At 42.8% G+C, this 18,813-nt stretch carries 22 protein-coding genes; 8 read left to right on the top strand and 14 right to left on the bottom strand.

All coding sequences use genetic code 11. The features are described from left to right. Positions 1-304 precede the first annotated feature (304 nt). The 5 genes from QUB51_RS26390 to QUB51_RS26370 form a co-directional block, all read right to left on the bottom strand. On the bottom strand, positions 305-1,660 hold the full coding sequence (locus QUB51_RS26390; protein ID WP_333263929.1) for a hypothetical protein: 1,356 nt from the start codon (positions 1,658-1,660) through the stop codon (positions 305-307). Positions 1,661-1,687: 27 nt separating this feature from the next. Then, positions 1,688-3,712: a helicase HerA domain-containing protein gene (locus QUB51_RS26385; RefSeq protein WP_333263926.1), complete on the bottom strand. Its 2,025-nt coding sequence runs from the start codon at positions 3,710-3,712 to the stop codon at positions 1,688-1,690. A 4-nt stretch (positions 3,713-3,716) separates the two neighbouring features. Continuing rightward, a complete protein-coding gene (locus QUB51_RS26380; protein ID WP_333263923.1) occupies positions 3,717-4,685 on the bottom strand; it encodes a site-specific DNA-methyltransferase in 969 nt (322 codons plus the stop codon). Between the two features lie 508 nt (positions 4,686-5,193). Then, on the bottom strand, positions 5,194-5,598 hold the full coding sequence (gene vapC / locus QUB51_RS26375; RefSeq protein ID WP_333263920.1) for a type II toxin-antitoxin system VapC family toxin: 405 nt from the start codon (positions 5,596-5,598) through the stop codon (positions 5,194-5,196). Further along, a complete protein-coding gene (locus QUB51_RS26370) occupies positions 5,595-5,795 on the bottom strand; it encodes a type II toxin-antitoxin system VapB family antitoxin (protein WP_333033791.1) in 201 nt (66 codons plus the stop codon). Before QUB51_RS26370 ends, vapC begins: the two co-directional genes overlap by 4 nt. Positions 5,796-6,147: 352 nt before the next feature. Here QUB51_RS26370 and QUB51_RS26365 point away from each other — a divergent pair, with 352 nt between their 5' ends. The 3 genes from QUB51_RS26365 to QUB51_RS26355 are packed head-to-tail and all read left to right on the top strand — an operon-like array spanning position 6,148 to position 6,933. Further along, entirely contained in the window at positions 6,148-6,363 is a 216-nt protein-coding gene (locus QUB51_RS26365) for a hypothetical protein (RefSeq protein WP_333231373.1), read from the top strand. After that, the gene (locus QUB51_RS26360) at positions 6,360-6,536 is read left to right on the top strand and encodes a hypothetical protein (RefSeq protein WP_190738037.1); all 177 of its coding nucleotides are present in this window, start codon (positions 6,360-6,362) and stop codon (positions 6,534-6,536) included. The genes QUB51_RS26365 and QUB51_RS26360 overlap by 4 nt, the downstream gene beginning before the upstream one ends. Positions 6,537-6,546: 10 nt before the next feature. Further along, positions 6,547-6,933: a hypothetical protein gene (locus QUB51_RS26355; protein ID WP_333263917.1), complete on the top strand. Its 387-nt coding sequence runs from the start codon at positions 6,547-6,549 to the stop codon at positions 6,931-6,933. Between the two features lie 100 nt (positions 6,934-7,033). Here the strand turns inward: QUB51_RS26355 and QUB51_RS26350 are convergent, their stop codons facing one another. The 5 genes from QUB51_RS26350 to QUB51_RS26330 all read right to left on the bottom strand — a co-directional run bounded on the left by QUB51_RS26350 (position 7,034) and on the right by QUB51_RS26330 (position 8,948). Further along, positions 7,034-7,408, bottom strand: coding sequence for a hypothetical protein (locus QUB51_RS26350; protein WP_333263914.1), 375 nt, complete (start codon positions 7,406-7,408; stop codon positions 7,034-7,036). A gap of 18 nt (positions 7,409-7,426) precedes the next feature. Further along, positions 7,427-7,792: a papain fold toxin domain-containing protein gene (locus QUB51_RS26345; protein WP_333263911.1), complete on the bottom strand. Its 366-nt coding sequence runs from the start codon at positions 7,790-7,792 to the stop codon at positions 7,427-7,429. 43 nt (positions 7,793-7,835) lie between these two features. Next, the gene (locus QUB51_RS26340; protein WP_333263908.1) at positions 7,836-8,111 is read right to left on the bottom strand and encodes a hypothetical protein; all 276 of its coding nucleotides are present in this window, start codon (positions 8,109-8,111) and stop codon (positions 7,836-7,838) included. A gap of 88 nt (positions 8,112-8,199) precedes the next feature. Beyond that, a complete protein-coding gene (locus QUB51_RS26335) occupies positions 8,200-8,424 on the bottom strand; it encodes a DUF7689 domain-containing protein (protein ID WP_333263906.1) in 225 nt (74 codons plus the stop codon). Between the two features lie 35 nt (positions 8,425-8,459). After that, entirely contained in the window at positions 8,460-8,948 is a 489-nt protein-coding gene (locus QUB51_RS26330) for a hypothetical protein (RefSeq protein ID WP_333263903.1), read from the bottom strand. A 319-nt stretch (positions 8,949-9,267) separates the two neighbouring features. On the opposite strand from QUB51_RS26330, the gene QUB51_RS26325 reads away from it, so the two are divergent. The 4 genes from QUB51_RS26325 (at position 9,268) to QUB51_RS26310 (ending at position 13,537) form a co-directional block, all read left to right on the top strand. Next, entirely contained in the window at positions 9,268-10,383 is a 1,116-nt protein-coding gene (locus QUB51_RS26325; protein WP_333263900.1) for an SPFH domain-containing protein, read from the top strand. Positions 10,384-11,052: 669 nt separating this feature from the next. Next, on the top strand, positions 11,053-11,370 hold the full coding sequence (locus QUB51_RS26320; RefSeq protein WP_333052356.1) for a YkvA family protein: 318 nt from the start codon (positions 11,053-11,055) through the stop codon (positions 11,368-11,370). Positions 11,371-11,515: 145 nt separating this feature from the next. After that, complete coding sequence (gene lpxD, locus QUB51_RS26315) at positions 11,516-12,556, top strand: UDP-3-O-(3-hydroxymyristoyl)glucosamine N-acyltransferase (RefSeq protein ID WP_333052358.1); 1,041 nt, start codon at positions 11,516-11,518, stop codon at positions 12,554-12,556. Between the two features lie 120 nt (positions 12,557-12,676). After that, the gene (locus tag QUB51_RS26310) at positions 12,677-13,537 is read left to right on the top strand and encodes a CPBP family glutamic-type intramembrane protease (RefSeq protein WP_333263897.1); all 861 of its coding nucleotides are present in this window, start codon (positions 12,677-12,679) and stop codon (positions 13,535-13,537) included. Between the two features lie 422 nt (positions 13,538-13,959). Here QUB51_RS26310 and QUB51_RS26305 read toward each other — a convergent pair whose 3' ends face one another. The 4 genes from QUB51_RS26305 to QUB51_RS26290 form a co-directional block, all read right to left on the bottom strand. Further along, on the bottom strand, positions 13,960-14,418 hold the full coding sequence (locus QUB51_RS26305; RefSeq protein WP_333052364.1) for a hypothetical protein: 459 nt from the start codon (positions 14,416-14,418) through the stop codon (positions 13,960-13,962). A 54-nt stretch (positions 14,419-14,472) separates the two neighbouring features. Next, positions 14,473-14,835 (bottom strand): hypothetical protein, encoded by a 363-nt coding sequence (locus tag QUB51_RS26300; RefSeq protein ID WP_333052366.1) that lies wholly within the window; start codon positions 14,833-14,835, stop codon positions 14,473-14,475. Between the two features lie 84 nt (positions 14,836-14,919). Beyond that, positions 14,920-15,258, bottom strand: coding sequence for a hypothetical protein (locus QUB51_RS26295; protein ID WP_333233226.1), 339 nt, complete (start codon positions 15,256-15,258; stop codon positions 14,920-14,922). 173 nt (positions 15,259-15,431) lie between these two features. Continuing rightward, on the bottom strand, positions 15,432-15,941 hold the full coding sequence (locus tag QUB51_RS26290; RefSeq protein ID WP_333052369.1) for a hypothetical protein: 510 nt from the start codon (positions 15,939-15,941) through the stop codon (positions 15,432-15,434). Between the two features lie 695 nt (positions 15,942-16,636). Here QUB51_RS26290 and QUB51_RS26285 point away from each other — a divergent pair. Beyond that, positions 16,637-18,619, top strand: coding sequence for an NB-ARC domain-containing protein (locus QUB51_RS26285; RefSeq protein WP_333263893.1), 1,983 nt, complete (start codon positions 16,637-16,639; stop codon positions 18,617-18,619). Positions 18,620-18,813: the final 194 nt, after the last annotated feature.

Below are 18,813 nucleotides of genomic sequence, written 5' to 3'. Positions count from 1 at the left end.
GTGTTTGAGATGAGGGGTGTTGATTCTATTGTAGGCGATCGCCCTAAGCTTGATTTTCGCAAGTCTATGGAATAGCGATCGCCCTTAAATTTACCTCGCTATACCTCAGCAGCTTGCGGGTCTTTTTGAGATTCTAGCTAACGTTCGTAGGCTTCCCTGTCGCCGCCCTTCGGATCTAAAAACAATGTATTTACGCATTGTCATCATCCTGTTCGTGCGCGCGATCGGCTTTCAAGATGTCACCCTTAAGTTTTTCTATCCTCTTGGGTGTCCATCCATATTTAGTTTCCATTTCGTACTAGATTTACTTGTTAACAGTCTGATTGGCGAACTTCTGAAGAATTCGCTGACTGGGGTGATCCGAAAGACTAACCAGTTTGTTGACAAGAGCTACAGGGAAAAGAGCTGAATCATACATATCGCAGTGTAGAGCTTCGACGTTTTTCAATATTACCTGCAAGTTGGGCAAATCAGCAGCGATCGGTGTTTTCTTCAGTTCCCGCACAGGCATCGAAACAACATACATTTGTCCTCCTCTTGTCTTAAAAATGACTTTATGTCCGTAGTTGCTTGTAGAAGCATAAGCTCGGCTAGGATCTCCTGTACCTGGCAAAATGTATCGATAGATGTAATCGTCAGTTAGAATAAGTGCTTGTCCCGGCTCTAACTTGCTCTGAATTTCTTGGGCATGATCGACAAAAGCACCACTTTTTTCTAACCCAGCTAATAAAATATTGTGCTTATCGAAAAGCCAATTAGCCAAATCATTCATCGGGTCATGTAGTAGAGCTGTTTGACCAAAAAATCCAGTCGATCCATCTTTGATGAACAGGACTTTCTTTAGCATTTCTGGTTGAATATTCAACAATTGACGAATCAGATGAATGATAATTATATGTTCGATAACATTCAACAAATAACCTAAAATCCCAGCGGCTCCTGTTTCCTCTTCAATCACTTCATGAAGCCTAAAGATATCAGTTAAATGAATTCTTCCTCCTGTTTCGGGACATGGAAATGTATAACTTTTGTCCATATCTATCTCTGACAAAACAACTTGATTTCCGTCTTGACTTAACGGGTTAGTTGCCAAATTCCATCTCTTATCTTTTTCGGTTTTCTGTCCTTGCTTATAGCGACGGAATATAAACCAGGCTAGAGTATCTATTAAGCTATGCCTTTCTCCTAAATTATTTTTGCTAAAAAACTCAAAGATAGCTTTAAGAACAGTACCTTGGAGAGTATTTTCATCCTTAAAGCGAAGATTTCTGGTTGGCAGAGCTAATTTTAATCGTTCAATATTTCTCAGCTTGGCCATATCTTCTGGTGCAATAAAGGCTGCTGCATCAATTTTAGCAAGATCGTCCAGCTTAAAAAAGAGAGCACCGAACTGTAGAAAGTGTATGGTACGTGAAGGAAATCCCTTGTCGAGAATAACCTCACTGTAACCGCCATCTACAGCAATAATTGCCTCTACAGGATTATTTTCAGAAGGGTCAAAATCTACAGTAAAATCTGTGAGCAGAAGATCATCATCTTTTTCAGGCTTATAAAGGCGATCCATTACAGCTTGTACTTCTGCATCGTTAATGATATGATGATGCGAAGCCTTACTTGCACCTTCAAAAGGTCGTCGATTGTTTTTACTTGGATATCCCATAATTGTGTGAGATTAGTATCAGGTAAGTTATTTTTCAGGGGGGAAGCGATCGATCTGAACTGGAATAACAAAAGAGTTACTGTAGGTTTTCATGCGGACAAAACCCTTATCTGTGTCTTGGCTAAAGCGGATTAGACTCTCAGTGAAGTCACTAAAGTCGTAGTATTTGCGTAGTTCCTTAATTTCATCTTCATTGTTCAAATGAGAGATAAACCAGTTTTGAGTAGCTTTGAGGATGTTACTACTGATAGAGCTTACCTCCTGAGTTGCATAGATTAGACCGAGGTTTAGTTTAGCTCCTTCCTTTGCTAGCCTGTTATATATTTGTGACAAATCTTTATCATCTTTTTTGGGGAAGAGATTATGAGCTTCTTCAAAGTAAAACTGAATGAAGTTATTGGGCTGGGTGTTAGTAAAACGGCTAATAGCATCAGTAAAAATACGTTGACAGATTCGCTCGCTGAACATTGCCTGAATTTCAGGATTGCCAAGAGAAAGATCAACGATGATAATCTGTCCTTGTCGCAGTTTATTGAGAATATCTTGGTCAAATGGATCTTGAACCGTGCTGGTATGTTGCTCACGAATAGGATTGAGAATACGGAATCCCGCACAGTTAGCATTTCTACCAGAGTTGCTTTTTCTAGTAAGCATTACTAATAAGGATTTGAGGTCTTCATCAGCCCATTCATGTCCTTTTTCCTGTCTGTATTTGGTAAAAACACCACTCGAATCTTCATCGTAAATATCCCAAAAGTTAGTCCACCAGTTAGCAGCATTCTCAATGGTTATTCCTCTACTTGGGTCAACAGCTTCCTGAACAGCGTTACGAACATCTTGATTGGCAGTGAAACGTATTGGAGGAAAGTTGGCGGGCAGATCAAAACCTGCCCGGTATAGGCAACAGAGATAGACGGCAACTTGGCGATCGTAACGCGCTTTAGCTGAGTGGTTAGTATTATAGTCTTCAGGTTTGATCAGCTCTACTGATTTGAAATTTGTCACAAAACGAGATGTATCATCTGCAATATTTGGGTAGGCTTTTATCAGCTCGAAGCCGTTTTCAATTTCCCGATAAAAGTTTACCTTCATTTCTAAGAAACCCGGCTTGGGTACAGTGGAGTATCGAATCGTCTGATCTTTGTATAAATCAAAGATTGCAGTTCCCCGATCCTGTAGATTCGGGTTAGCATACTCACCATTTATATCAAAGATTAGCTGTCCCATTGGATACTTGGGGTTGTTATCGTCAGTCAGAGGTTTAAGAACTTCTTCTGGAGTTTCCTTGCTTTTGTCTAGTATCAGTTGAGCATTATTGCTCATCTCAACACAGGCTTGGATAATCTTTTTAACTGTGTTTGATTTACCTGTTCGAGTCATACCAAAAAGGGCAGTTCTCTTTCCAGCAAAGTCTGGAGCTTGAACATAGACAGGGATTTCTTCTTCAGTTTGCTGAAATCGGCGACTGGAACTGTAACGTACTTTTCCAATCTTGATATCTCCAGATCCTCCAGCAGTTCCGTTTTCTCGATAGTTGACAATTGCTTTTAAGATATCAGATGAGGGTTTAATCACCGAATAATTATGGGCACTATAGAAATTCTCTAAGTCAGCCCCAAAACGAGTTCTCCTATTTTCATCAGTGTAAAAAGAGCCTAGAACCGAACATTCTAATCCACTAAAAGAGAATTCGTAACGGGTGAATGTATCTAGCTGAGAGCGTTTATTCGTACCTGTTTTAATATCATCTTTGTAATACTCCACCATACTGCTAATAACGTCCTGATCGGTTGGCAGTTTAGCTGGCTGAATGACTCGGAGTAAAATAGCTTCAGTATTATTATTGTCATCCAGTTCGTTGTCATAGTAAGCAAGAAGAAAGCAGCCTTGAGGAATACCTTTAGCGTTTTGCTTCCAAGCGTCAGCTAATAAAATTTCTGCTTTACTATAGCTAAGTCTAAAAGGGCGACCAACAAAGATTCCGGTCTCCCAATTTCCGTCTGGCTTACGTTTAAAAAAGTTGGATTGTGTCAGTTTTGTGATGATACTCATAGTGTTATTCAGGTTTGTTTTTAAGGGCAGGATCTTCAAAACGAATTTTTGACTGTTCTACATATTTTTCCTCTACATCTATCGCTATCCATTTACGATCTAGTCTGGCGGCAATATATCCAGTGGTATTGCTTCCAGCAAAAGGATCTAGAACTAAATCTCCTGGTTCTGTCAGAAATTCAATGAAAAAAGCAGCTAGACCCATTGGCATTCGAGCAGGATGAGGAGTAATGCCTCTTTCCTTACAAGTTCGTGAAAGGAAATCAGTAGAAATGCTGTTTGAAAAGGAAAAAGCATTCTTAGGTAGGCGAACCTCCCGTTCAGAATCCATCGGATCTAATTCAAATAAGTTGTGAGCGATGGAACCTCCGCAGTCCTTAAGAAAGCTTGTTTCGCCGATCTTATGCTGAGAAGGTCTTTTTCCGGCGTTATATCTACCTGTAGAAAGTAGATATTTCATCCGCTCGCTGTAAGGACGCAAAACTTTAGAATTGTCTGCTTTTGGTGAATCACTCTTGGCCATCCACCAGAGGCGAGTATAGCTATCTACGGTTCTAATTCGTTTCACTGTGACCCAGTGTGCTGGTGAGGGAAGTCGAGACGGGTTGTAACAGACAAACTCTTGAATAAGGCGAAGTTCTGTTTCCTTATGAGATACGAAGCCTAATAGAGATTGCAAAGGTAGCAGAGATTGGACAGGACGTCCTGGCTCCCAGCTATTACCGAGTTCAATAACAATAGAACCATCATCGGCTAACATTTCTGCAAAGATTGGAGCTAAACTAGAAAACCACTGGAGGTATTTATCACCCATCATGTTGCCGTAGCTCTTTTTGCTGTTAAGTGGAAAAGGTGGGGATGTCATGATAAGCTGCACCTTGCCACAGTGCTGGCTGAGGGCAGGACTTCTCAGAATCTTTTCGCTTTTGCCGACGTAGTATTGGCCAGACTCAGTATTTTGAACTAATGACATCAAGTTATATAGCGATTGCTCATCATTAGATTATAAGCTAAATAGTGCATCGAAGATAAATTGAGCTGCACTCACTCCCTTATTTCCGAAATAACCCAAAGAGCGATCGCCCTTTTTTCTCAAATAGCGATCTCTCGTCTCCGATCCCAAGTCCATGTTTCGCTGATACTTTCAGTGAGGGAAAATACATGAAAATTCGAGAAGATCAAGGTAAGAGCCTATAGAACTATTTTGCGTAAGCCAGCCAAGTCGGCATTGATGAGGACTGGTCAAAGCTTGATCGCGCTCTGGAAACTTTGATTGCAGCGGGCATCCCCTGTCATTTATATAAAATACTGACTTCCAACGATGACATCGATTTGAAGCCTGTAGCGCAATAGCTCAAAGCAGTCTGATCATGTCTTGGGTGTAGCGCAATTGTTCTTTTTCCTAAAGTGCGATCGTCCCTCGGACATCTCCAATCCCAAAGTGCGATCGGCATTCCTAAGTTAAGATATAAACTGAGAAATCACCCTGATAGTAATACGACAGGAATGTGCGATCGGAAATTCTCAAAATCTTTATCAGTAGTGAAAATGCTGTAACCGCGACGATGAGCAACGGCACATAACAGAAAATCAGTATTTGAACCCTGAACGCCATTACTGCGACAGGTATTGAAAAACTCTGCGGCTAACTCATAATCTTCAGTTGTTAGCTCTAAATCAGGAAAAGCACGAAGATACTCTCGCAATCGAGCAAACTGTTCCTTGTAGCGTACCCCAGAAAGCACCTCCTGACGAATTGCCCCCAGTAAAACAACTCGTCCATCTGCAATCAAATCACGCAGTACATTAACAATAGAGAGCGCATCATTTGTTGTGTTGCGCCGCAATGCCAACGACCAAACGGAACTATCAACAAGAACATTCATAAAGTTTGTCGCTGTTGCTTGTAGTTATAATCTTCATCGTAGTCAATAGTACCAAACAATTCCATTACTTTTAGTTGTTTGCGACGTTGAATGTACTCGCGTAAAGCTGCTTCTATTAATGTAGTAGGTGTTGGATGGTTACTCAAATCAAGGGCTTCTTGAAGGAGAGTTTTGTCAATTTCGAGCGTAGTTACCATATATTTTCCTCGTGCAGGTATCACGGAATTGCCACCGAACAATGCTGTAATTTTAGTGTAGCACTGAAACTCTATCAATGGGCGATCGCTTTCTGCATTTAGTTCACAGGAGAATGAAAAGCCTGTTTAGCTTGCGTAAGTCAGGCAAGCCGGCATTTATGAGGACTTGTCAAAGCTCGATCGCCTTTCTCATGCCGAATCCCAAAGTACGATCGATCTTTTCCATCCACCTATCCCAAAAGTGATCGCCCTTATTTTATTTACTCGCGCACATATTCAACTTGTTAACATGATAACATATCAGCAGAACAGGTGTACGATCGTGAGAATATAAAAATTGCAGGAAGCCTAAATGGGAAAAAGTACAGAAGTGCCAGCGAAGCGACACGACCCAAATTACATACAGCTATCGGGAGATGTCCGAAAAGAACTAGGACTTCAGTTTAAAGCTGCGTGTACTCTGAAGCAGCTAAATATAGGAGAAGGGCTGGAAGAGGCGATAGAGATGTGGTTCCAGGCTCAGCAAGCCCCCTCATCCAGCAAAAGCAGCAAAAAGGGGGAGGAGTGAGAGATCCAGAACGGGAAAAAGAAGAGCTTGGCAATCCCATCAACGAACCCGTACAAGCGTATAACCTAAAAGAAGCGAAAAAGAAATGCCAACAGCTAGCAACTGAATATGAACGGTCTCTTGCAGATGTTCGCCCTGAAGGCAAAGCCTGGTTTCGCTGCTACTTTCAGTGAGGGAAAAGACATGAAAATTCGAGAATCTCTTGGTCAAAGTGTATGGAATCATTCTGAGGGCTGGTGCTGCGAGCCTCTTGACCCCATACCGCCCGGTCATATTGCCCTAGCCGTTGAAGCGATAGATATTAATCTTGTAGACTGGGATATCGAAGAAATTGGCGAAAAAGCAGGTTTTGATATTCAGTACAAATACACGGGAGTCAATGACCCGAAAGATTCATCTTTAGCTTGTGTAAGTCAGTTTGTGGGTATCTATGAAGACTTCTCAAAGCTCGATCGCGATCTAGAAGCTTTGATTGCAGCCGGCATCCCGCGTCATCTATTCAAAATACTGACTGATAACGATGATATCGATTTGAAGCCTGTAACGCAATACCTCAAAGCTGTCTCATAATGCTTTGAGTGTAGCGCAATTGTTTCTTTTTCCGAAAGTACGATCGCCCTTATTGTCCGAAAGTGCGATCGCACTTTTACTATCCCTATCAATATGAGACTCAACCATTTACACCTACAACACTCAACTCATCAGACATTTCGGAATTATTGGTTTTATCAATTTTTGGTAACTGTTCACTATTCAAGAATTCTTCAAATAAATCAAAAAAGCGCTTCAGTGCATCTGCTTCATCCTCAGAATAAAAAAGAATAATCCGACTCCAAGATTGACTATCTGCTTGGTTAAATCGATTTTCTATCCATTCTTGAAACTCCTCAAACTTTGTTTCTTGTTCTGTTACAGGGATGCCAAGTTGACGGCGCGCAAAGGTATAGCCGTCTATAAAAACATGGAGATGACTGAGCGATCGCTTCCCCAAGTATAAAGACGATCTTTGCTTAATTTTTTCTAGCAAATCATACAAATCTAACATTGTTTCATCTCCTTTCAGCTAAAATTCAATTTCCGCAATCTCAAAATTACCGCCCAGCTCGATCGCCAAACAATAAAATTTTCCCAACCACTCTTGTTTAGGAATTCCTTCATTGTGGATATTATCAAAAATTAGTTCCTCCCCATTTATTTTAACTGCAATAGCTTCATGCCGTCCATTTGTAGCAATATTTTGTCCTAGGTCATCATGGTAAATATTACCATATTTTCCCTTGGCACTGCCAGTGTAAATTTTTAGTTTTTTCCCCGAAATACCCCTGGTAATTAAAAACTCTTGGACGCTTAAAGCGCAAGCATTACATTCAAACAGCTTAAATTTACTAGCTATTTCTGAAATTTGTTGTCGTAATTCGTCATCGATCATGTTTAATTATTTGAGCATCTCTTGGTGCCATCCTAACTCCGCTTTACCCTAAATAGTTATTCGCAGGGTCATAGCTACCTTGATAAGTGCTGTAGATGTGGTAGCCAGGGAATACTAAAGCAATGCCAATGGGACTGTGAATAGTCCCCGGATAGTTTTCTTCGGGTTCGCTACCCCCAATCCTAATTTTGATGGCACCCAGCCAAATGTAGAACCCTGGAATTAAAGTATCTAAACTGTAGGCGATCGCTCGCATTTGCCGATCGGGGGGATTAATCGGTTTTAAATACTGTGGCTTTTCAGGTTTGGAAATGGACATGGCACTGATTCCCGTGCGTTAGGGTACAAAAACGGTCTTGTTGATTACACTTTAACATAACCTAAGTTTCACTTTTCAATTGTTAAGCTTATTTTACTATTTTGTCGCGATCGCCCTTACAAATTTCACATCCCAGCGTTTGATAAGCCTGAATATACGCTTCTAGAGTCTCCTCTTGCGGCACACCGTCAGGCCAATAAAATTGCTTTCTCGGTATCGGTTGCCACCAACGATCGTCTTCCTCAGCAGCCCATGCAAAGCAGTTATATTCTTGAGATTTAGGGCTGGTAACTTGATAATCCGTGCGATACAAATTGGGCTACTTAAGTTCAAACAAATTCTGGTATTCTATACATTCTCTTCAATCGCGTAGCCTTGATTTCTCCCCCAATCTATCCAAACTGATGCCATCTGTTTTACCCTTCCCTTTTGTTCTGGTTTAAAGGGATTTTCACCCGTAATTGCACTCAACGCCGATAACCAGTAAAGGGGATTTTTTTTCAGTTCCGATAGCAACAGTGGCACGATTTGTATTCCCATACTAATAATTTCCTGATAGACAGAATGCTGAGACATTTGGGCAGTTGAAGAAAGTCCAGCAACATCTTTCTCCCAATCCGAAGCTATTGCATAAAACTTGTCAACTATATCAGGGGGAATTTTAGCATTTTTATTGAGAAGATTTTGAGCAGTATTGGGTGAAAGACTTTCTGGCTGTGCGAGTAAGTTTTCGATGCCTATTAAAACTAACTCTTCTATCGATACATTCAAGTCGTTGGCGAGTTTTTGTAACTTCAGGAGGCGCTCATCTGAAAGGGCGATCGCGATCGTGTTCATCTGACTTACGCTCCTAGCATGATGCCTTAAGTATAGCCAATAAATTACTCACCTTTAGTCATCGTTAAACCAAATTGTAGGATGCCTTAGACATTAATTCTTTCGATTTCAACAGGTTTGAAGGATCTGACGCACCCTACGGACAGTATTTCGATCGCCCTCACCATCAAGTAGATGCAAACTAGATCCAGTCCGGCCTGAATCGGGGGGAGTCCAGAAGTATAGAATAGAGGTTGCGGAACCGGCACACCGCCCGATCGCTCGCCCCCAGCAATTTGTTACCCTAAAAATAGAATCTCCCCTCCCTCAACTCCCTCCCATGAACAACGCTTCTCCCCTGATTCAAACCGTGACTCCAGAACGCTGGGCCGGGTTTAGTATGGACTTTATAGGGGCGGGTTACACGGGTTTGTTGGTCAAAAACGGCCGCGCCGTGCGTACCCTGAAATCCGGGCGGCATTTCAGCTTCGCCCTTCCCCTGCTAGAACAGTGTCAAATTGTCATCGTAGACACCAAACTCCGCAACTTGGAGGTTCAGTCGCACGGAGATTTTTTGTCTAAGGATCGATTTTTAATTGATGCCACTCTGACTGTTATTTATCAAGTTATAGATCCGAAACGAGTAGCTTTGGAATTGTCCGATCCTCTCGCTGTTTTAGCAAGTGCAGTTAAGGATTGTATGGGATTAGCGATCGGGCAAATACCCCTACAACAGCTTATCAGTCAAGGACGGCTGTTGCTGCGACAAAATTTGCTCGATCGCGTCCAAGATTTTTATACTCTAGGTTTTAACTTAGAAGACGTGCGAATTGGCGATGTCAGCTTTCCCGAAACAAACGGAGTTATTCGCCAAGTTGAGGGCATGAGTGCCCGACAGGAAGCAGAAAATGCCGCCGCCCTGCAAATGAGAATTGCCGAAGCAGGCCGGCCCATTGTTCCTCAATCTCCCGTACAGCAGTTAAACTTAATTTCAGGTAATTCTCCTGCGAGTCTTCCAGCTTCCGACACAGCAGCAGGGTTCGATCGCGATTTACAACAACTGACAGAACAACTTGCTCAAAACAGCCTTCCTGCTGGGAGAAATCCTCCCCAACTTGCACCGACGGTACTCGCAAGCAGCGATCGCAAAACAACCGCATATTTAATCTACAAACTTTCTGGAGAGGCGATCGCCCTAACGGCCAATCCCTTTACAATTGGACGCGAACCAACCAACACTTTAGTATTACAAGATCCGCAAAGTTCGCGCTATCACGCTCAAATCCGCCGGGCCACTGACGAACTTGGCAAACAGCGGTATCAGCTTGTCGATAGCGGCAGTTCCAACGGCACTTTTGTAGGGGGGCAGAGGCTGGCTGCTAACGAGCCTTTTTGGCTGCCAAATGGCTGCGAAATTGCGATCGGCGACCAAAAATGGATATTTCAAAATTCGTGAGTGAGAGAGATGAAGATGTTTTTAAACAGCAGATAAACACAAATGAATCCCATCAGCGTTTATCTGTGTTTATCTGTGTTTATCTGCTGACATCTGCGGTTAAAAATCCCAATTTGAGTAACTTGCTTTAATCACGATATACAACTAATATCATGTCCGGTCGATTACCATGATTGCTGTAGGGGCGGGTTCACCAATAATATTTGCCAAAAACCGACAATCTCAAAAACCCGCCCCGGCCTGTGTATTATGCGCGATCGATCGGACATGATATAATAGATGAAGATGCTTTTAAACAGCAGATAAACACAGATAAATTCCATCGGCTTTTATCAGTCAGGTTTCTGTAGGGGCGTTGTCACGAGTCCCCGCCCTTCCCACACAGCTTGACCGAAAGCATCCAGGATACAAGCCCCCGCATTCATCCGTCCAGAAATAAAAAACCTGTATCCGATAAAGGAGCCCCCGAATTTATCTCGCGCAAGTCAATGCTTCAATTCTAAAATCTAAAATCTAAAATCTAAAATCTAAAATCGATTGACACCTTCTCCCGCCCCAATTCCCTATACTCCCAGGTAGAAGTCTCTTGCCAACCCTAGGGGGGATATCTCCACAAGCATTTCGAGCGAGAATTTGTCAAGATTGAAAATATAAGTAGAGGACAACCCCATGAGCTTTTCTATACAATCTGTTTACAACTGGTATCGCGACACCCTCCGCAACCCCAAGTACCGCTGGTGGATTATTCTGGGAACCCTGGCATATCTGGTAAGCCCGATCGACATAGCCCCAGACTTTCTCCCCGTCATCGGACAAATTGACGACGTGGCAATTGCAGTCTTGCTGATTTCCGAAGTGTCGCAAATGGCGATCGACTACTTTAAATCCCGCCAAACAGAGACAGCTTCAGCATCCGAAGCCACCGGTGCCCCTTATTCTGAAGCCAAAGGCAGCACCGTTGACGTAGATGCAGTTTCTGTAAAATAATTTTTCCAAAAATAATCGATCGCTACAACCCCGACTTCTTCAAGAAACCGGGGTTTTTGTTTTTTAAATGGCAACTGCTCAGATCGTGCTCCAAAGCTGGTAATTTTAACTATGATCCATCTGTGCTAACAACAAATTTTTATAGATGAAGTTTAGCTACATAGTACGAAGACTTAATTTAGCCACCAGTCGCACCCTCACAGCGTCGGTTGCTACCGATCCGGAAATTACTGGCCCTGCCCCAGTTGATGAAGCTCCATCGGGTACAATCAGTTATATAGAAGGTGCTAAATTTGCCGTTCATACAGCCACTACAAATGCTTCGGCTTTAATTTTACCCTTAGATGAAAGCCTCCAAGCTCAATGTGACGATCGCAACATTGCTTGGATTGCCGCGGCAGATCCGCGATTGTTATTTGCTGAAACGATCGCCATTTTCTATCAACCGTTTCGCCCAGCATCCGAAATTCATCCCTCAGCCGTCGTTCACCCCTCAGCAGAAATTGGTGAAAATGTCTATATCGGCCCCCACGTCGTTATTCAAGCAAAAGTCAAAATTGGCAGCAACGTTTGCATTCATCCAAATGTTGTAATTTACCCAGATGCGGAAATAGGCGCAGGCACTGTTTTACACGCTAATTGTGTCATTCACGAACGTACTCGCATCGGGGCAAATTGCGTGATTCACAGCGGTGCGGCGATCGGTTCCGAAGGTTTTGGGTTCGTGCCGACAGCCACAGGATGGGTGAAAATGGAGCAGTCTGGCTGCACTGTATTAGAAGAGGGCGTTGAGGTTGGCTGCAACAGCACGATCGATAGGCCCGCTGTCGGAGAAACCCGCATCGGCCAAAATACAAAAATCGACAATTTAGTACAGGTAGGTCATGGCTGTCAAGTCGGGAAAAATTGCGCGTTTGCCGCTCACGTTGGCATGGCTGGCGGAGTAAAAATTGGCAACAATGTAATTTTGGCAGGTCAAGTAGGAATTGCTAATCAAGCCAAAATCGGAGATGGGGCGATCGCCACTGCTAAAGCCGGAATTCACAGCGACGTGCCCGCAGGTGCGATCGTGACGGGTGTTCCAGCAATTCCCCACAAACTATTTCTCAAAGCCGCAGCCGTCTACAACCGCTTGCCGGAAATGTACCAATCTTTGAGGCAAATTCAGCGCAAGCTCGATCGGTAGTCAATTGGCAGTTGGCAGTAGTCAGTTGGCAGTTGGCAGTAGTCATTAGTCATTAGTCATTAGTCATTAGTTAACAGTTAACAGTCAACAGCCAACAGTATTATAGTTGCAACCTATTAAATGTGGAATAGTATAAACAACCTGCAATTGATGTCGCCGTCAATACCAGCAATTGTCAAAATAATCTTCTTTTTCTCGACTTGGATGGTTGTGTGGCTTCCCGCAGCGATTGTGCTGGCGATCGCCCTTAAATGGCATCCGCCCCAACCCTTGGGAAACAAAAAACTACCTTTACTAGCTTCCCTCTACGTGATTGTCCCCTTCATTTTATGGGCGACAAGTTGGATCGAAAATACATCTTTTGTTAACTGGGGTTGGGATTGGCAACCCGCAACTTTGATGTCATTAATGCGGGGATTAGGATTAGGAATAATCAGCTTAGTAATTTTATTCGGCCTGCAATTAACCGCAGGCTGGATAGAGCTAAAAAAAAGCGAAACTTCCACCGAAACAGGCGAAAAAATTAATTTGTGGACTTTAATTTTTACCCCTGCTAGTCTGCTGACTCTGTTATTAGCACTGTGGATTAGCGCCACAGAAGAGTTAATCTTTCGCGGCTGCTTGCAAACGATACTCCAGGAAGATTACTCAATGCTAATCGCAGCAGCGATCGCCAGTTTCATTTTTGCGATCGCCCACCTAATTTGGGCAGCCAAAGAAACTCTACCGCAACTGCCCGGATTGTGGCTGATGGGGATGGTTTTAACACTAGCCCGCATCGCCGACAATGGCAGTCTAGGATTGGCGATCGGCATTCACGCAGCTTGGATTTGGGGTATAACTACCGTAGATACAGAAGGCGCAATTAAACCTACTTCTACCGTACCAGAATGGATTACAGGAATAGCAGCAAAACCCCTAGCCGGTGCAGCCGGAATTCTGCTACTGCTAGCAACAGCAGCCGTAGTTTTGTTAATTTAAATAAGACTTACCCTAAAAAATCCGGTTTCTTATAAAAGATTGGCTCTCCTGGATTTGTGGTAGAAATGATAGTATAGCAATCCTAAATCCTGTGTGAATTTCTTACTCTCTCCCCTTACCAAGGGGAGGGTTGGGGTGGGGTTAAAAAATTTATGACTCCTGCAAGGATTGCTATATAAGCGTCTTCCTCATCCGGGATATGGGGCCCGCACCACGAGCATTTTTATTTTGCTGAGCACCATAAACTCAGGAGATTTGGATTATGAGATCAATTCCGGTTGCACTCCTCATAATAGTTGACTGTTGACTGTTAACTGTTAACTCTGGATCGCAAAACTCAATGATGCTTGAGTGTTGAATGTTGACTCGATTTTACGCCCGACGATCAAGCGCGGATTTGATATGATATCTACTCTCTTGAATCAAATATTCAAAGGACGCGATGGCGGTGGTGGCATTGGCGGTTTAGCGATCGCCAGAGACTTAGAATAGCGAGCCTCTAAAACACCAGTTCTAAACTGAGCCACTTTTTCTCCCTTCCTGTGAAATACTATCACATTAACCCGACTACTGTAAATAGTGAGATAGCGCTGTTTGACAATGAAGGCAAGAATAATAAAGACAACACCGATAAAAATACTGAGAGTCGGAATTCCTACCCAAAACAGCCACCAAGTACAACCCTCTCCTGTTTCAATCGCTCTAACATCCTCAATCGGAATAAACACCTCTTTTGTTTCTAATCCAAAAAAAGATTCCGAGCTGATTTGTAACATTTCGCCGGCCAATTTAACCGTAATTGTGCCATTACTTTGAACTGGGACAATCCCCACAATTTGACCAGGTGTACCGCTGATTTGGATGAGTTGATTAGATTTCATATTTATTGTCTATTGGCGGTTCGGAAAAGCTATTAGATCGCCTCCTTTTAGGATTTAGCACGTCCGAAAAATTGTATAACAACAACCTCGACCTATTTGTTGACTCAAACTTGCTCTACCTATCGCCACAAGTACCACTAAAACCTCCTGCGTATAATAGGAAAGCTGATGCCCATAGCTGTAAGGTAAATCTAACTTTCTGGCAACAGGTTTTAAGACATCTGCTGCTTCATCTTTATTAACTTGATGTCCCTTGAGTTGATTGTACAAATACTCCACTACTTCACAAGTAATGTTTTTTGTAAATACGATTGTAGGTCTTTGAGCCTTAATCACATCTACTCGATAGTTTGAGCCTTCACGGTAGACGAGGTGGCAGTTGCGTAATCTAACCTCTCCAATCAATTCGCTCTCCATCTGTTCCTCCTATTTGATTCTCTAAGCAATTAGCAGCGATCTATCTTGGGCAATTTACAAATAAAATTGCTCATCTTATATTTACTAAGACCCAAACTCTTCTCCAAGTCTCCGCCTCAAATCTCCAGATATGGGTAATTGGCGGATTTCTTTGCAAATTGCAGCAGGAGATTCTCCATTTTGAATGCGCTGCCTGTAAATTCCAATTAACAGCGCTTCAAGACCGTACTTAGATAACATTTCTGTCGCTAAACCGATGATGCCCAGCAAAGCAATGCCACCGAACATTCCTGCTGGCCCACCTAACATTGCCAAAGCCGTCGTAATCGCGGCCGCTCCTGCAAAACCTGTAGTTGCCATCACAATTATAAGTAAAATTACAGGCAATCCTAGTCCAGCAGCTTTCCTAACAAACTCGTCCATAATGTCGCTCCTAGTCTGTATATAGAGGAATTAAAAATCAGAGATTTTTGTTTTTTTGCCTTAACTTCCCTTTAACAAAAGCCTTCAATGAAACAAGCCCAAAAATTTATTTACTCATTTCATGAATTTTTACTAATTTATTGAAGTATTTGGTAGGTGTTTAAGTTTGGTCTCTAGTCTCTTACCTCCTTCCACTCCAAAAACTTGATAGACAAATCATTGTTACTACGATCGCCTAGTTGAAGAGCATTATCCATAATTCTCCTGAATTCATAACCCTGATTGGGGGTTAATACACCGCCAAGCCCAACAGTCAAAAATTCGACTACAGCTCCGTCTCGTTTATCGATAAATTGGACGCTGATAGACTGAACTTTAGCCGTCTTACTTTGCTTGTTGGTCAACCGCCCTACAAGAAATCGCTGAGTTCCTGTATTTTCCATCGCTAATCCAGTTAACTCCAGTCCATTCACAAGCTGAACCCTAAAAGGGTCTGGCTTCCGCGGGTTTTCAGGTGGTTTGGGAAATCGACAAAGCCGATCGAGAGATTCATACTGTTTTCTTTCAGAATTCAACTGAAAACACCCCGGATATTCTTGGGCGATCGCCCTCGGAAACAGATTGAAAACAGACAGAAGCGCGATCGTCGGTAAAGCGGTTATCAACTTGACGCACCTAAACATGGCCTTTTACTCTCCAATCGAGTAACGATACTCATCAGTTGTTTTAGTCCAGCAGTTTTCACAGGTAAATCTGGTTTCGACCTCCACTGATTAACCAGGGTCAAACCCAAAAATTATGCAAAGCTGAGGGGGAAACTGTATTCAGGTTCGCTGAACTCAGAAAGCTCTCCGGCTGCGCCGACTTTCTGAAACATCCACCGCGCCTAACTGAGATTAATGTATCAACTATAGTTCTAGTTTGTCAAGCTAATGCTCAAAAAAAACTCATTAAGTGAGATGACGCTCTCAAAAGTCGATTGCAAAACGCTCTAGCCCCTTTAATGGCAGCTTAAACAAGCTCTAAACCTCTACCAATCAAGTATCCCGATCGAGCAACTGCTCCAAATTTCAGCCGATCGCCCCTCAATTATTCTGTTGTCTATCTCCTTTACCTACTTCTAAATGAGAAAAAAGCCCATATAATCAAGTTACAGCCCAGAAGTCTTAGCTTGCCCCACCCCTCAGTTCTTCTGTTGTCTATCTCGTTTATCGCGTGATAAGTGAGAAAAAAGCCCATATAATCAAGTTACAGCCCAGAAACCTCTGTTTCTACTGCCAAAATTCCTGTGTTCGCTGATTTCGCGCGATCGCCCCCTCCTTTCCCAGCTATCTTTGAGTAGAACCGCCAGCTTTGTAATACCTGTATTCAACGTAGTATGAAACTTCCCGAAGATTTTTTAATAACTTTAGCCACTAAAGTTGGCATTTCCGAAAACGAATTTGAAGTCTTATCAAGAGCAATCAAAGGCGAATCCATGTCTGATATTTCCGACCAGCTTCGCGTTCGCAAAGATGCCTTACAAAAACGCCTGGGAGAAGTGTATAAAAAATTTGAAGTTCAAGGTGCTGGGCCTGGAAAATTAGCAAAACTCCAGCAAATTCTCGTAACTGAATACCAGAAACAAGTTGCCACTAACCGTCACGATGCTACAAGCGACCGCGAAGTTTATCCAACCGTAGAGAATACCCGCTTCCAAGACGCAACTAACCCTCAATTCTCACCGCGTATTGATTGGGGAGAAGTCCCAGCTCAAGAACCTTTCTACGGCCGTAATTCCGAAATAGAAACTCTCAAAAAATGGATAGTAACAAACCGTTGTCGAGTAGTGACAATTTGTGGCATGGGAGGGATTGGCAAAACAGCATTAGCTACCCAAACTCTACAACAAATTCAAGGGGAATTTCAAACCATAATCTGGCGAAATCTCGCCACCTCTGGCCCCCTTGAAAAACTCTTGCCCAACCTCTTGCAATTCCTATCTCATCATTCAGAAATCGACATTCCCAAACCCAGCAACTCACTCATCTCCCAGTTAATAGAATATTTGCGTTTAACCCGCTGTTTATTAGTCTTCGATGAAGTCGAAACTATCCTCGAAAGCGGACAGCTACCAGGACACTACCGCCCCGGCTACGAAACTTACCGGGAACTCTTCCAACAAATAGCACAAACCTCTCACCAAAGTTGCCTGCTTCTCATCAGTTGGACTCCCCCTATAGAAATCGATAATTTAGCCGAAACAACCTTACCTTTTCGAGCTTTAGAACTGAGTGAGTTACCAGAAAAGGATGCCAAAGAAATCATTTTGTCCACCCCCCAAGTTTCTACTTCAGAGAGTAATTTACTATCAGAACTCATTTACCTATATGGCGGCAATCCCCTCCTTTTAAAAATAGCTGTCACTCACGCTCAAGATATGTTAGCGGGCAATTTAGCACAACTCGTCAAAAAAACTCCGTCGGTTATTGAGGGCATTGTCCGAGATTATTTCCAAGAGCAATTTCAGGATTTTCATGAATTAGAAGTAAAAGTATTGTCTTGTTTGGCGAGCAATAAACCCGCCACCCTTAGCGAGTTGCAATCCAGTCTACTATTTGCTGAAGACTTATCAGAATTGAAACTGGCTGTAGAAATTCTAATTGAGCGATCGCTCCTGCAAGCCCTCACCGAGTCCAGGGAAGAACGCCTGACAGTCAGCCCGCAGGCTAGGCGATTTGTCACCCATCAATTAATTGCTAAATACCTGAATCAAATTGGTTACAAGAAATACTTAGAGAGTGAGTTACAGACGGCAAAATGTTATTTAACACAAACCCTTCGCTACAATCCAGAACTGCCAGCAGCTAACTACAATTTAGGGTCAACCTACGAAAAACTCGAAGATTTGTCCAACGCTCGCCAGCACTACAAAAAAGCAGCAGAATATAAAAACAGTCGCGCTGCCGGTGCTGCTGTCAATAATTTAGCTCGATTGGAAATTCTCAGCGAAAATTTTGACGTAGCGGTAGAACTAATTCTCTCCATTTTGCCACAAGTTAATGACAAAATGGTGCAAGTCACGCTCCACAAAAATCTGGGATGGGCTTATCTAGGACTGCAACTTTACAGTGACGCCGAGACTCACCTAAAAAAAGCAATTGAATTAGATAAATTCTATACTGTAGCACACTGCTTGCTAGCACAAGTTCTCGAAGCAAAAGGGGATACAACAGCCGCTCTTTCTTGCTGGCAAAAATGCCTGAATTGCTCTGCCCCAAGCCAACAACAAGAAGGTATGGCGTGGAAACTTCCAGAATTAAGTATTTGGAAGAGCTTTGCCCGCGAGAGGCTCAGTGCTTCGGGCCGAGAACCTAATTAATTAAATTTTAATTAAATTACAGTAGGGTGCGTCAGTAGTTCTCAGTTTTTCGCTCCTACTTCACCATTTAAATAGCTGACGCACCTACTGAAAGCTCGCTAGCAATTAAAGTTATTTAGGATCGCAAATTAAATAACTTACAATTTTAATTGTTATTGTGGGATGGGCGTCCCGCCCGTCCAAAAAGGACGGGC

Origin of the sequence: Microcoleus sp. AT8-A3 (assembly GCF_036705675.1) — a bacterium.
Lineage (GTDB): Bacteria > Cyanobacteriota > Cyanobacteriia > Cyanobacteriales > Microcoleaceae > Microcoleus.
Note: the sequence above shows the minus strand (reverse complement) of the source record. Positions and strands in the feature narration are given on the sequence as shown.